The sequence below is a fragment of the Shewanella mesophila genome (assembly GCF_019457515.1).
GTDB classification, from domain to species: domain Bacteria; phylum Pseudomonadota; class Gammaproteobacteria; order Enterobacterales; family Shewanellaceae; genus Shewanella; species Shewanella mesophila.
In genome coordinates, this window is the sequence record NZ_CP080421.1 from 2,177,338 (window position 1) to 2,191,640 (window position 14,303).

General features: G+C 43.9%; 10 protein-coding genes. 5 read left to right on the forward strand and 5 right to left on the reverse strand.

The window, feature by feature from the left end; genetic code table 11:
• Positions 1 to 5: 5 nt before the first annotated feature.
• Positions 6 to 1,016 carry a type I glyceraldehyde-3-phosphate dehydrogenase gene (gene gap, locus K0I73_RS09575; RefSeq protein WP_220060927.1) on the forward strand — a complete coding sequence of 337 codons (1,011 nt, stop codon included), beginning with the start codon at positions 6 to 8 and terminating at the stop codon, positions 1,014 to 1,016.
• 415 nt (positions 1,017 to 1,431) lie between these two features.
• Here gap and K0I73_RS09580 read toward each other — a convergent pair whose 3' ends face one another.
• From K0I73_RS09580 to K0I73_RS09590, 3 genes are all read right to left on the reverse strand, one after another.
• Positions 1,432 to 1,707: a hypothetical protein gene (locus K0I73_RS09580; RefSeq protein ID WP_220060928.1), complete on the reverse strand. Its 276-nt coding sequence runs from the start codon at positions 1,705 to 1,707 to the stop codon at positions 1,432 to 1,434.
• Between the two features lie 111 nt (positions 1,708 to 1,818).
• Positions 1,819 to 3,150 (reverse strand): NAD(P)/FAD-dependent oxidoreductase, encoded by a 1,332-nt coding sequence (locus tag K0I73_RS09585; protein ID WP_220060929.1) that lies wholly within the window; start codon positions 3,148 to 3,150, stop codon positions 1,819 to 1,821.
• 26 nt (positions 3,151 to 3,176) lie between these two features.
• Positions 3,177 to 3,737, reverse strand: coding sequence for a GNAT family N-acetyltransferase (locus K0I73_RS09590; RefSeq protein WP_220060930.1), 561 nt, complete (start codon positions 3,735 to 3,737; stop codon positions 3,177 to 3,179).
• 117 nt (positions 3,738 to 3,854) lie between these two features.
• Here K0I73_RS09590 and K0I73_RS09595 point away from each other — a divergent pair, with 117 nt between their 5' ends.
• Positions 3,855 to 4,877, forward strand: coding sequence for a hypothetical protein (locus K0I73_RS09595; RefSeq protein WP_220060931.1), 1,023 nt, complete (start codon positions 3,855 to 3,857; stop codon positions 4,875 to 4,877).
• A 93-nt stretch (positions 4,878 to 4,970) separates the two neighbouring features.
• On the opposite strand, the gene K0I73_RS09600 is transcribed toward K0I73_RS09595, so the two are convergent.
• The gene (locus K0I73_RS09600; RefSeq protein WP_220060932.1) at positions 4,971 to 5,306 is read right to left on the reverse strand and encodes a hypothetical protein; all 336 of its coding nucleotides are present in this window, start codon (positions 5,304 to 5,306) and stop codon (positions 4,971 to 4,973) included.
• 294 nt (positions 5,307 to 5,600) lie between these two features.
• Between K0I73_RS09600 and K0I73_RS09605 the strand changes: the two genes are divergently transcribed.
• A complete protein-coding gene (locus tag K0I73_RS09605) occupies positions 5,601 to 6,782 on the forward strand; it encodes an efflux RND transporter periplasmic adaptor subunit (RefSeq protein ID WP_220060933.1) in 1,182 nt (393 codons plus the stop codon).
• 5 nt (positions 6,783 to 6,787) lie between these two features.
• Positions 6,788 to 9,961: an efflux RND transporter permease subunit gene (locus tag K0I73_RS09610; protein WP_220060934.1), complete on the forward strand. Its 3,174-nt coding sequence runs from the start codon at positions 6,788 to 6,790 to the stop codon at positions 9,959 to 9,961.
• A gap of 302 nt (positions 9,962 to 10,263) precedes the next feature.
• On the opposite strand, the gene K0I73_RS09615 is transcribed toward K0I73_RS09610, so the two are convergent.
• Positions 10,264 to 12,279 carry an NADPH-dependent 2,4-dienoyl-CoA reductase gene (locus K0I73_RS09615; RefSeq protein WP_220060935.1) on the reverse strand — a complete coding sequence of 672 codons (2,016 nt, stop codon included), beginning with the start codon at positions 12,277 to 12,279 and terminating at the stop codon, positions 10,264 to 10,266.
• A 165-nt stretch (positions 12,280 to 12,444) separates the two neighbouring features.
• Between K0I73_RS09615 and sppA the strand changes: the two genes are divergently transcribed.
• A complete protein-coding gene (gene sppA, locus K0I73_RS09620; protein WP_220064325.1) occupies positions 12,445 to 14,286 on the forward strand; it encodes a signal peptide peptidase SppA in 1,842 nt (613 codons plus the stop codon).
• The last annotated feature ends 17 nt before the right edge of the window (positions 14,287 to 14,303 follow it).

Consider the following 14,303-nt stretch of genomic DNA (forward strand, 5'->3'; position numbering starts at 1 on the left):
ATGAGATGACTATCCGCGTTGCAATTAACGGTTATGGCCGTATCGGTAGAAACGTACTTCGCGCGTTATACGAAAGCGAAAAGAACTATCCAATCAAAATCGTAGCGATTAACGATTTGGGCGATGCTTCAATCAATGCTCACCTAACCAAGTATGATTCTGTGCATGGTCGCTTCAATGCTAAAGTTGAGCATGATGATGAAGCAATCTATGTCAATGAAGATAAGATCGTTACCTTCTCTGAACGTGACCCAGGTAAATTACCGTGGGCAGAATTGAACGTCGACGTGGTATTCGAATGTACTGGTATATTCACATCTAAAGAAGCGGTTCAACCGCATCTCACTGCCGGCGCAAAGAAAGTGATTATCTCGGCTCCAGGTAAGAATGTTGATGCAACCGTAGTATACGGTGTGAATAACGATGTCATCACCGCTGATATGACTGTTATTTCTAATGCGTCTTGTACCACAAACTGTTTAGCACCGTTTGCTAAGCCACTAAACGATGAGATAGGTATTGAATCAGGTCTTATGACTACAATTCATGCATACACCAACGATCAACGTTTATCTGATGTATATCATACTGACTTGCGTCGTGCTCGTGCGGCAGCAATGTCAATGATCCCGACTAAAACTGGTGCAGCAGCTGCGGTTGGTTTAGTCGTACCTGAACTTGCAGGTAAGTTTGACGGTTTAGCGGTTCGTGTCCCAACGGTCAATGTTTCACTGGTTGATCTATCATTTATCGCCGCTCGTGATACAAGTGTTGAAGAGATCAACGCAATTATTGAAAAAGCCGCTAGCGTTGCGCCAATGAGTGAAGTGCTAGCAGTTAACAATGAGCCTTTAGTTTCAATAGACTTCAACCATAATCCATACTCATCTAACTTCGATGCGACACAGACTCGTGTTAATGGTCGTTTAGTTAAAGTTATGGCTTGGTACGACAACGAATGGGGTTTCAGTAACCGCATGCTTGATAATGCCGTAGCATTAATGTCAGCTAAGTAGTTTACTTAACGCATAAAAAAGGAGCCTATTTGGCTCCTTTTTTTATGCAAGAATTTGACTCTCGATTAACTGGCCAATATTTGAATTACCTATGGGATAAGATCAGAGCATGGATTAAAAGTACAAAAAAAACCAACATATGAGCGCTTTAACCTTGGATATTGTACAAGTTATCAGTTAAGCACCACATAAACGTAATTTTTTCATCAACTCCAGTCTTGTCAACAACGATATTTGCGTTGTCTATGCGTTGGTTATGCTTTGAAATATCAATGAGGCAAAATATGCAAACTCGTCTTCATCGACTCGTCTCAAGGTTATTTTAAGTTACACTGATTCTGGCACTTGAAAATGATTAAGTTTAAAACACGTTGGCTGTACTTAAGCTTAACTGATGGCCGCCTAACCTCCCCTACTAATAGCGTTTTATGCGCACCACCTTCATTATTTCGAAATCGAATCCCGCAACCGTTTCTGTTTCCGGATAATAGGTCATATTGACTTTCTGACCTTGAAGGCTCCTATATTTTTTTGTCCTTTTGAACTTGAATGGCGCATCACAGCCCTCTATCGTTACGGTATGTTGTACCCACTCTTCAATCTCACGCTGGGTGTGTGAAAGGATCTTGACACCTTCTGAATGTACCAAGTCACTGTGTGCATCAAGCATTTTATCTACAACATGTTTCATATCGGAACCTTAGAACGTGAGCGTTTCTATACCTAGGTGAGAGTGGGAATAAAAAATTATAGAACATTCAGGAAAATTTGCTTTCAGGGTCCATGATAACAAAACTGACGGTTAAAAGTACCTATCCTTTGCCCACGCGTAATGATAATAGGCTCGTTGAGCCAATCTTCTAAAGCGAGCGTAGGGAAATCTAGGTAGCGGGTTTTGATAGATAGGTAAATTAGGCAACGGCGTTCCTGCAACACTTTGGGCTAATCGAAAAGCCGCCTGAGCAGAAAAGGCAACCCCTGAGCCACAATAACCAAGGCTATAACCCGCTCCAGCGCTATTATGGACATGGGGCATATCGTCAATTGCCGCTGCTATCCACCCAGTCCAGTTATAATCAATTTCAATTTGTGACAACGCTGGGAAACTGTCACACATCGCTCGCTTAAGCCGCTCACCATGAATGGGATCTGCAGAGTGCTTGCCACTAATCGCTCCCCGTCCACCGAATAATAATCGGTTATCTGGCAATAATCGGTAATAGTATTTCAACAGCCGCGTATCCATGGTCACTTGGTGAGTGCTCAAGCCTGCATCACTGAGCTGGGAAGATGACAGTGGCTGGGTGACAATGATATTACTCAATATGGGTAAGAATCGATTATCCACTAATGATGAAAACTGTTTAGGAGTATAGGCATTGCCCGCTGAAATCACCTGTTTCGCAACGATTTCACCTCTGTCCGTAAGTAAGCGATGTTGATTGTTTTCTGTAATCCACTCATTTACACAGCTAGATTCATAAACTGCGACCCCGAGTTGACTCACCATCGCTTTGTAGCCCATGACCAGTTTTAATGGATTGACACCAAATCCATCAGCAAGCCTTAATGCACCATAAGCTTGGTGATTATTCATATAATTGGTACTCAGCTCATCCTTTGTTAAGAAATTAGCATCACTGCCAAGGTGAGTAGAGATAAAACTCGCCGCTGCTTTCAACTGTTGATACGCTTTAGGATTGTGAGCAATTTTTAGATAGCCTTTCGCTTGCATGTCGCAATCAATGCTATGAGTATCGATAAGTTGTTCGACCCGATCCACCGCCGCAGAAAACTCGCGATAAATCCCTTTGGTAATCTCCATGCCCCATTTTTGGTTCATCTGCTGATAGCCCAGCCGTCCAGATCCTTTAAGAACAAAACCCGCATTACGACCGCTGGCTCCAAAGCCAACTTGATTGGCTTCTAAAACACAACAATCAATGTTGTATAAGCTTGCTAAGTAATATGCCGTAAGCAACCCTGTGTAACCGCCTCCAACAATAGCTACATCAACTTGTTTAGTTCCCTTTAGGCTTATTTGCCTAGAGGGTTTATCTACAGTGCTAGACCAGTATGAGTTGGGCCACGCTTGCTGACTGGGAAAATCTGAAATCAAGGGATCGTATACCATGTGAAACACCTAAATAATAAATAACATTAATAAAGCAGCAGCATTTCACATGCAGTGCAGTGGCAAGTCGCTCCACATAACACGCAGATATAATCAGGATGGTCTGGATTATTATTCCAGCGGTCTGGGTGTGCTTTAATCAGCGTACCGCCTGCCCGGCTAAAATAGCCAATCGCGGCATTATCTGGGCTTTGTTGCCATAGATGACTAATGCCTCCAACTGCACCTTGTAATTTAGTCGCTGTTATTGATGCTTGTAATAAGGCGTTACCAATTCCTTGGCCACGATATCCCTCTGCAACGGTATTGCATTTAAAGTAACACAAATCTCCCGCCGCCGCGGGCCATAGCGATGGAGAACACCATCTATCTGGCTGCCAGTTGCCTGCCGCATAGGTCAATCTAAAACCGACAACCTTCTGCTTGTCTAGGGCGACAAAGTTGGCATTGATGCCAACTTTAATCGCTTTTATTGACATGATACTCAGCATAGATACATCGAGATACCCTTCTCCATGCACCAGATTCCCCAACGTAATGGCTTGTTCAAAAAATTGATCTGTAAGCGGGACTATCTCTATTGGCATAAACTGAACCTAACAACTTCATTATTTACCGACGGTTAACAGTACAGTAACATGGCGTGAGTGATCAATGGATGGCGAACGTTATAATCGTCTATGGCTAGTCAATAAGGGGTTATTGTGCAAAATGCTTTTTCGTCGTTAAATGTGCAGCACAAGTTAAAACTACTGGTTTCTCATCCCATTTCAACATGGAATGCAATTAAGCTTATTTGGCAAAACTTCTCCATTCCCCAACGATTTTATTTCTTAGCCGTTTTAATATTAGTGACCAATGAAGCATTGGGCCTTGTCGCTTTAGTTACTACCATTGCCCTCACCTTAGAATTTTGGCCTCTATTTAATCGGGTTTGGCATTCTCTGGCTGGCAAAGCGGTTTTATTACTGTTCTATGCAATCGTTGCAAATTTCGCGCTGGCGATGTCCAGTAGCATAGTCAATGAGATCGTTGGCGTACCAGCAGGGCATTTTACGTATACTCATAATTTTGCCATTTTGCTTTTCTTACCTGCATGGATCATAGTGATTAGCGCCATGGCGCTGCTATGTGCGCAAATCATTGTGCCTTTTTATATCGCCGTGGCGCTATTGCTCAAGCCTTTCGGCATTCAAGGTTGGCGATTGACACAAAACACTCATTATCGAATTATTACCATGATAGTCCGCTTCATTCTGTCGTCGATTCTACTCTATCACGTGTTTTTGTTGCTCGAGGACGTTGAAGAGATTGAAGATAAGCTTGCAAGTGCAGAAATTATTCGAAGCAGCGAAATAAACGCATCGCCTTTGAACACAAAACAGCTAACGACGATTGACACATTACAGGTTAAAGACGTCGCTTCACTCATTGACACAAAAAAAGTGTCAATGAAGGATGAGCAAACGAATAGGAGCCAAGTACCTTCGGATCCCGTCATCTATTCCCAAATTCGAAAAACCTATCAAACTCAAGTTAGACAGCTCATTGCCCATTTTGCTTTTTATTTAGAAGCCGATACTCGTTCTAGGTGTAAAAAATTGGAAGAGTCTTCAATCATGGAGCTTAATGATTATGAAATATTAGAAATAATCCCCGATAAGCAAGCGCCTTACCACTATCGTTTTGAAACTAAGAGATGCATCTCTCCTGCATTTCCTGAATAGCGATATCCTTAATGGGCCAAAACTTCATAGGCGTGATGGGGAAATTGCGGGATGATTAAAGGCTTAACGATAAGTTATCACTACAACGGTAACCTATTTCGTCGCTTTAACAGACAGATATCGATTGATCATTAAAGCGAGTAGATCATGAAATTGTTCTTCAAATTGAGCCAAATCCCGATTAAAGACCTGAAGATAAGCAGTAGCTTGAGCGCGAGACAATCCTTTATCACCAACGGAATATTCAATTTCAGCGAGTGATTTGTCATACCTTGGCAGCGGCAACCATTTGACAAAATGGTTTCCCTCGCCCTTTAATGCTTGATTGGCGTACCGACAAAAATCGGCAATATGATCAATACCATCGGGTCCTAAGCAACCAGGCTCTATTCGACATAAAATGACCAGCTTCTTATCATTATCAAGCATGTTTAACCCCAAGTTCCTTCACTGTCTTTGAGTATACGCTAGCAAGCAAGAATTTCACCCTTTATGCTACTGTTGAGCCTGATACATGATCAGTTCATTCAATGACCACTATTCCCTTTAACTCTCGCCAGTGTGTAACAAAACGCCCCAATATTACATACCTGTTTACACTATTGCGCTTTAACAATTAATTCATTTGGTTAACATCTAATACTACAAAATCTTTCGCCTTTAGAGTGATACTAGTATTATCACTGAATTACAATTACTTAGCTTCAAAAAGAGGAACTATTTGTGGCTACAAAAAAGCAGATCATCTTACCTATTATCGTTATTGCTGCAGGTTTGGGGGGATACGCAACATTTGCGTCGATGAAAAAACCACCAGAAGAGAAAGCCGTTGTCGATAATACCCCTGTGGTTTCTGTTCAGGTTATCGAAAAACGTCCAATGGTATTTTCGGTAAACTCCTACGGTATCGTTAATGCAAAATATGAAACAGAATTAGTTTCTCAAGTCAGCGGTGAAATCACCTTCCTTTCTGACGCCTTTGTCAGAGGTGGATTCGTTAAGAAGGGAGATATACTCGCCAAAATAGACCCGAGTGACTACGAAGCAGCATTAATCGATGCCGAGGCAAGCTTAGCCTCGGCTCGAGCAACATTGGTGCAAGAAAAAGCCTATGGCAAAGTCGCTGCCGAGGAGTGGAAACGTATTAAGGACGGCGTTCCTACAGAGTTGAGTCTGCGTAAGCCTCAGTTAGCCCAAGAGCTAGCTAAGTTAAACTCATCCGAAGCGGGACTAAAAAGGGCAAAACGTAATCTCGAACGCACTATGATCAAAGCGCCCTATGATGCGTTAATTGAAAATAGAAATATTGGATTAGGCTCTTATGTCAGCATGGGCACTCAGTTAGGAAACCTGTTAAGTACCGAGGTTGCAGAGATACGTTTACCCCTTGCAGACAAAGAGATCCGCTATTTAAATAATAAAGGGATCGGCTCTACAGTCACTATCACAGGTAACTTTGCCGGCCAACAGCAGCAGTGGCAAGGTAACATAGTGCGTAGCGAAGGAGTGATCGATAATAAAAGCCGCATGACTTATCTGGTTGCCGAAGTATCTGACCCTTATGGGCTCTCATCTCCAAAAAATGAGCTACGTTATGGAAGCTATATTACCGCAACGATACAAGGCAATGAGGCAGAAGATGTCACTACAGTTGCAAGGCACCTGATTATCGATGATAAAGTCGCAATTCTCGATCAAGACAACAAGCTAAAATATCAAACAGTTAATATTGTCAGGCAGCAAGGCACTAAAGTCGTCATTAGCGATGGCCTAGAAGATGGCATGAAAATTATCACATCCGCTTTAGATTACCCCATTGAAGGCATGAAACTGGCGCTCCCAGAAATGGACAGCACACCAGATGATCCCGAGCCAACACAGCTTGCGATGGACGAAAAGGAGTAGTCTAGATGTCTGATACAAACAGAGGTTTAATTGCTTGGTTTGCACGTAACAGTGTTGCTGCGAATCTACTCATGATCATTATTATTCTAGGTGGTTTGCTGACAGCAAATACGATTCGAAAACAGTTTTTTCCTCAAGTAGAGATCAATTGGGTCGAATTTAGCGCCTTCTATCCAGGAGCCGCGCCCCAAGAAGTCGAAGAAGGGATCACCATTAAGGTCGAAGAAGCACTTGAGCGCGTGCAAGGGCTTAAGCGCGTGATCACCTATTCAAATCGAAATTCAGCATCGGGCTATTTTAGAATCGAAGATTCCTATGATCCACAAGTGGTGCTTGACGAGATCAAATCAGAAATTGATTCAATATCGAGTTTCCCCGATGGAATGGAGCGTCCACGGGTTGAGCGTATAAAACTGCGTCAGGAAGTCTTCTATATCAGTCTCTATGGCGATATTGCGCCGAAGCAATTAAAAGAACTCGGTGAAAAAATTCATGATGAGTTAATGCAGCTTCCGTTGGTTAACATAACCGAGTTTTACGGTGGACTCGGATATGAAATAGCAATCGAAGTCAGTAAAGATAAACTGCGTGAATATAATCTGACGTTTAGTGATGTCGCTAAAGCAGTTCGAGGTTACTCTCGCAATATGTCAGCAGGACAGATTAAAGCAGAGAATGGCTATATTAACTTAAGAGTCCAGAATCAAGCCTATGTGGGTTATGAGTTTGAAAACTTACCCCTGATCACGCGAGAGGATGGCACCAATTTACTATTAGGTGACGTCGCTACGGTTGTCGACGGCTTTCAGGACGGCATTCAATATTCGAAATTTAATGGCAAAAATTCGGTGACATTTTTTGTCGGGGCATCAAATGATCAAAGCATGACTGATGTTGCTAAAGTCGTTAATCAGTATGTAAAAGATAAACAAGCCACCTTACCTCAAGGCCTTAAGCTAGATACCTGGGTAGATATGACCTACTACTTAGAGGGACGACTCGATCTCATGCTCGATAGCATGAAAAGTGGTGCCGTTTTAGTCTTCATCATGTTAGCCCTCTTTTTACGAGTACGCTTGGCATTTTGGGTAATGATGGGATTACCCGTCTGCTTCCTTGGTACGTTATTGTTTATGCCAATGGCGATGATAGATGTCACGATAAATGTTATCAGTCTATTTGCCTTTATCTTGGTGTTGGGGATTGTCGTCGATGATGCCATTGTGATGGGAGAAAGCGCCCATACCGAGTGTGAAGAAAAAGGTCAGAATATTGAAAATGTGATTAAGGGAGTCAAGAAAGTCGCTATGCCAGCAACGTTTGGCGTCTTAACCACCATAGCAGCATTTTTGCCTATTACGCTGGATGATGGTCCCTCCTCTGCTTTTGGCCAATCAATTGGCTATGTCGTGATCTTATGCTTGCTTTTTTCCTTGGTGGAATCAAAACTGATCCTTCCTGCTCACTTGGCAAGAATGAAGCATAAAACGCTAGTCAAACCCGGTTCCAAAAATCCAATAGACTTCTTAAGACGTGGCGTGAACTTCACGCAAGCTAAGGTTGATAAAGGCTTGCAGTATGTGATTAAGGATCTCTATTTTCCATCATTGACCCTTGCCGTTAAATATCGCTATGCCATTATCATGTTGTTTATTAGCTTTATTATGATCTGTGCGGGGCTTTATAGTGGCGGCATCATCCGTTATGTCGGACAACCAAAGATCCCCCACGACTTTCCACGAGTGAGCATTGAGATGAATGTCGATGCCTCTGAAAATGCAACTTTATCTGCAGCCTTAGCAATAGAACAGGCGCTCTATGATGTCGATAACGAGATCGAAGCTAAGTACGGTCAAAAGATGATCTCTGATATGCAGGTCGATCTTGAGGGTCGCACGCAAGCGAAGATTATGACGAAACTCGTCGACCCAGAGCTGCGACCTATGGATACTTTCGCCCTTGCCGAACTATGGCGTCAAGCCATGCCAACTATACCAGGGGTAAAGTCTTTTAAAATTCAAGATAACCTTTTTGGTGGCGGACGCGATGATGGCGATATTAGTTTCCGTCTCGAAGGAAAAGATGAGGCTCAATTAGTCGCCGCCTCACGTGAGCTTAAAGATAAACTGAACACCCTAAAAGGTGTTGGTGATGTCAATGACAGTCGCCAATCGAGCGCTAAAGAGGTTCAGTTTAAGCTCAAGCCTTTGGCCAATAGCGTTGGATTGACCTTAGCCGATATTGCTACGCAAGTCAGCGCCAGTTTTTATGGTATGGAGGCTCAGCGTATTTTGCGTAATGGTGAAGAGATCAAAGTCATGCTGCGCTACCCTGAAGCTCAGCGTAACTCGATCACCCATGTAACCGAGGTGATGATCCAAACGGCCAATGGAGCTGAAATTCCGTTATCGGAAGTGGCTGAGATTGAGGTAACTCAAGGAGTTAATGGCATTAGAAGAGAAAATGGCAACCGTACGATCAATGTCTGGGGCTCGGTTGATGCAGCGCAAGCTGAACCGTTTAAATTGGCACAAGACATTAGAGACAACTTTATACCCGAGTTACTTAAAAAGTACCCCAGAGTAAAAAGTGAAGTATCAGGAAACATTCAAGAGCAGATGGAAAGTGCGAATACGCAATTACGAGATTTCATCATCTCATTATTGGTGATCTACAGCCTGTTAGCTGTACCGCTAAAATCTTATCTGCAACCGGTTATGATCATGTCGGTTATCCCTTTTGGGGTTATTGGTTCGGTTCTTGGGCATATGATTTTGGGCATCGACTTAAGTGCACTATCGTTATTTGGGATCATTGCGGCGGCAGGGGTTGTCGTCAACGATTCGCTAGTGATGGTGGATTATATTAATCGTGCACGATTAGAAGGTGTCGCCATCAAAGTAGCTGTCATTGAGGCGGGTTGTCGCCGTTTTAGGGCGATATTACTCACCTCTTTAACAACCTTTATCGGCTTGGTTCCCATCATGGCTGAAACTAGCATGCAAGCTCAAATGGTGATCCCAATGGCAGTATCATTGGCATTTGGCGTGCTATTTGCCACGATTGTCACCTTAGTGCTTATTCCATGCCTATATGTGATGATTGAAGATATGAAAGGGCTTTTTGTTAAAAAAAGTGCAAAGGATGACATAGTATTAAATTCGCCTCAGTCAGCTTGACTTAAGCTAGGTTAATACCGGCCCATCAAATGCCGCTATACGCGGCATTTTTTTAAACGGCGCGGCATATACTCTACTCACAGATGAAAGCCACAGGCGTTTATCCATAATGGGGAATGTGGACAGTTGGAGTCATACGAGGATTGTGGGTGTGCTGAGTCCGAGATAGGTTTATCGATCCCAAAACAAGACAGTCGCTCAATGAAAAAAGCTAACTCATTAAAGTTAGCTTTTTAACAGGATTGCATCTACCACTCATAAATGGCTATCGCCGGTTGCACAGGCGGTGTAGCAACTTCTCCCTATAAGGCTATAGCCAACTCTGCGCCTTGGCGAATAGCACGTTTGGCATCTAGCTCTGCCGCAACATCCACCCCGCCAATAAGATGCACTGGCAAACCAGTGGCTTTCATCTCATCCACTAAGCTTCGGTTAGATTCTTGACCGGCACACAAAATCACATTATCAACGGCTAAGACCTGCTGCTTGTCGCCAACCTTGATATGTAACCCCTGCTGGTCAAATCGCTCGTAGCTCACACCGCTTAACATCTCAACTTGATGATGTTTAAGCACGCTGCGGTGGATCCAGCCCGTTGTCTTACCCAAACCTTTACCCATTTTGCTTGTTTTGCGTTGCAATAGATAAATCTTACCCTTTGGATGCTCCAGTTGAGGTTCGGTTAATCCGCCGCGCTCGGCGTAATTTTTATCTATGCCCCACTGTTTTAACCATTTATCTGGCTGCAACGTCGATGATTCACTTTCGCCCAAATAGTGAGCCATATCAAAACCGATACCGCCAGCACCAATTAGTGCTACACGCTCACCCACAGCAACTTCACCACTAAGTACCTGCTGATAGGTCACCACTTTAGGACTGTTAAACCCAGGTAGGTCGAGTTGTCGCGGTACAACGCCTGCGGCGATAACCACTTCGTCAAACTGCTCGTCTCTCACGACAGAGGCATCGAGTCGAGTATTTAAACGCAGCTCAACATGATGACGCTTCATCTGCTCGTTGAAGTAACGAATCGTTTCATTAAACTCCTCTTTACCCGGGATTTTACGCGCCAGATTAAATTGGCCACCCACCTCGGACTTTGCTTCAAATACCACAACTTTATGGCCCCTTGTGGCAGCATAGATCGAAAACGCCATGCCAGCTGGGCCTGCGCCCATTACGGCGATGCGTTTTTTAATGACTGCGGGCGTAAAGTTAAGTTCGGTTTCGTAACACGCTCTTGGATTAACTAAGCAAGTTGCCCGCTTCATGGAAAACGTATGGTCGAGGCATGCTTGATTACAACCAATACAGGTGTTAATTAATTCACTTTGGCCCGCCGCGGCTTTATTCACAAAATCGGCATCGGCAAGAAATGGCCTTGCCATAGACACCATATCCGCTTGACCAGATGCTATGATCTGCTCGCCGATCTCAGGGGTATTAATACGATTGGTTGCGATAAGCGGCAGACCCACTTCGTTTTTAAGGCGCTCAGTAACCCAAGAAAATGCACCGCGTGGAACACTCGTTGCAATGGTCGGTACTCTAGCCTCATGCCATCCAATTCCGGTGTTGATAATAGACACGCCAGCTTGCTCAAGAGATTTAGCTAAGCTCACCACCTCCTCCCAAGAGGAGCCATTATCGACCAGATCGAGCATTGATAATCGAAAGATAATAATGAAATCCATGCCGACTTTAGCCCGTATGGCTTTTACTATCTCTATGGGGAATCGAGCACGGCTGTCAAACTCACCACCCCATTCGTCAGTTCTTTTATTGGTTCTAGCGCAAATGAATTGGTTAATCAAATAACCTTCTGAGCCCATAACTTCAACGCCGTCATAGCCCGCCTTTTGTGCCAAGGCTGCCGAGGTCGCATAGTCCTTTATCGTACTTCTGACTTGACGAGATGACATCGCCGAAGGGGTAAACGGCGTGATGGGTGATTTTATCTTGCTTGGTGCCTGCGAAAACGGATGGTAGCCATAGCGGCCTGCATGCAAAATTTGCATACAGATCTTTCCGTCTGCCTCATGTACTGCTTGAGTGACGATTCTATGCTTGGCGACTTGCCACGGGAAACTTAGTTGGCACGCATGGGGCGCTAGGCGTCCGCGCAAATTGGGCGATATGCCTCCCGTCACAATCAGGCCTACACCACCTTTTGCACGCTCTTTATAAAATGCTGCCAGTTTCTCAAAGCCGCCCTTTTCCTCTTCAAGCCCGGTATGCATTGAGCCCATAAGCACACGGTTCTTAAGTTGAGTGAATCCAAGATCTAAGGGTTCTAATAAATGTGGAAACGACATTCAAACATCCTTTTTAAACAAGTGATTCAAACCAGCATACCCGTAACTTGTTTTAAGCTCAATACACAATCAACCGCCGGAGAAAAGATTCATTTACAATTGTGTTTCACCCCAAAGACTGTTTTCAGTTAGCATAGGAGCATCTCGGTTATATAGGAGTGGATGATGTCCGCTAAACCCTCAATTTTTAAAAGGATCTTATCTGTATTGTGGAAAGGCCTAAATGGCACCCGCAAAGTGATCCTTAACTTGTTCTTCTTTGGATTTTTGGCTTTTGTTGTCATCGCCCTAAGCAGCAGCGATTTGCCTGTTATAGAAGATGGTTCAGCTTTAGTGCTTGACCTGTCTGGCGCAATTGTTGAACAAAAGCGCCAAGTCGATCCCATAGAAGCTGCGATGAAAAGTGGTAACGGTACCGATAGTGATGCAGAAATATTACTCAGTGATCTTATCCACGCTATTGATAATGCCGCAGCGGACACACGGATCTCATCGATCATTCTTGATGTTGGCCAATTAAAGTGGACTGGGATCAGTAAACTACAAAGCATCGGTGATGCGCTAACACGTTTTAAGGCATCGGGTAAACCGATTATCGCCAATGGTAACTGGTACGGGCAAAATCAATATTTCTTAGCAAGTTTTGCCGATTCTATCTATCTCAACCCTCAAGGTGGCGTGGAGATCGATGGTTTAAGCCGTTACCGTCAATATTATAAGTCGGCACTCGATAAATTGAAGATTAAGGCCCATGTTTTTCGGGTCGGTACCTTTAAATCAGCGGTAGAACCTTTCTTACGTGACGACATGTCTGATGCGGCGAAAGAAGCAAATAGCGAGCTTTTAGGCGATATCTGGTCAAGTTACCAGCAGACTGTTGCCAGTAATCGCGATATTCCTGCAAGCGATCTGGTATTGAGCGCTGATCGATATATTACCGAGCTAGATAAAGCCAAAGGACGTTCTGCTGATATGGCGATAAACTTAGGCTGGGTCGATAAATTAGCCTCTGCTGAGCAGTTCCGTTTAGATATGGTGGACCAGGTTGGAAAAGCCAACGAAGGTAACCAATTTAAACAGATCAGTTATTACGACTATCAAAGCCTGATTCAAGAATTGCCGCCACTTATTATCCAAGATACCGTGGGTATCATAGTGGCCAAAGGCAATATTTTGAACGGTCAACAAGCACCAGGACAAATCGGCGGAGAAAGCACTTCAGCGTTACTGCGTAAGGCTCGTTTCGACGATGATGTTAAAGCCGTTGTACTTAGAGTTGACAGCCCTGGTGGTAGTGCTTTTGCTTCTGAGCAGATCCGCCAAGAAGTGCTGGCACTAAAAACCGCAGGTAAGCCAGTGGTTGTTAGTATGGGGAGCTATGCCGCATCGGGCGGATATTGGATTTCGGCTAGCGCTGATTATATCTTTGCGACACCGACGACCTTGACAGGCTCAATTGGTATCTTTGGCATGGTGACAACCTTCGAAGATTCGTTAGCATCACTTGGGGTATACACCGACGGCGTTGCAACATCAGATTGGGCCGCCTTCTCAGTAACCAAAGGGATCACGCCAGAGTTGAAGCAGATAATCCAGCGTCATATTGAACGCGGTTATCATGACTTTATCTCTTTAGTCGCCAACGAACGAGATATGACGTTAGAGCAAGTTGATAATATTGCCCAAGGTCGTGTTTGGTCGGGCAAGAAAGCCTTAGCACTAGGCTTAGTCGATGAACTTGGTGACATAGACCAAGCGGTGAGCAAAGCAGCAGAATTAGCTAAGCTGGACAAGTTTGACAGCCGCGTTATTGAGCAAGAGCTAACGCCGCAAGAGAAATTTATCCAAGAGATGTTCGCTTCAGTATCGACTTATCTTCCGCAAACATCGCAGCAACATAGCGTACTAGATAAATTTATGACCCAGTTTAGCCAGTTTGTCGACGAGGTCAGTGCCTTCGATGATCCAAATGGTGTCTATCTCTACTGCGATAGCTGTAACTATTGATAACTCATCGCAGTAAC

Excerpts from the sequence above, each read along its gene's own strand:
- gap (WP_220060927.1), top strand. The coding sequence starts at position 6 with ATGACTATCCGCGTTGCAATTAACGGTTATGGCCGTATCGGTAGAAAC.
- K0I73_RS09580 (WP_220060928.1), bottom strand. The coding sequence starts at position 1,707 with ATGAAACATGTTGTAGATAAAATGCTTGATGCACACAGTGACTTGGTA.
- K0I73_RS09585 (WP_220060929.1), bottom strand. The coding sequence starts at position 3,150 with ATGGTATACGATCCCTTGATTTCAGATTTTCCCAGTCAGCAAGCGTGG.
- K0I73_RS09590 (WP_220060930.1), bottom strand. The coding sequence starts at position 3,737 with ATGCCAATAGAGATAGTCCCGCTTACAGATCAATTTTTTGAACAAGCC.
- K0I73_RS09600 (WP_220060932.1), bottom strand. The coding sequence starts at position 5,306 with ATGCTTGATAATGATAAGAAGCTGGTCATTTTATGTCGAATAGAGCCT.
- K0I73_RS09610 (WP_220060934.1), top strand. The coding sequence starts at position 6,788 with ATGTCTGATACAAACAGAGGTTTAATTGCTTGGTTTGCACGTAACAGT.
- K0I73_RS09615 (WP_220060935.1), bottom strand. The coding sequence starts at position 12,279 with ATGTCGTTTCCACATTTATTAGAACCCTTAGATCTTGGATTCACTCAA.
- sppA (WP_220064325.1), top strand. The coding sequence starts at position 12,445 with ATGTCCGCTAAACCCTCAATTTTTAAAAGGATCTTATCTGTATTGTGG.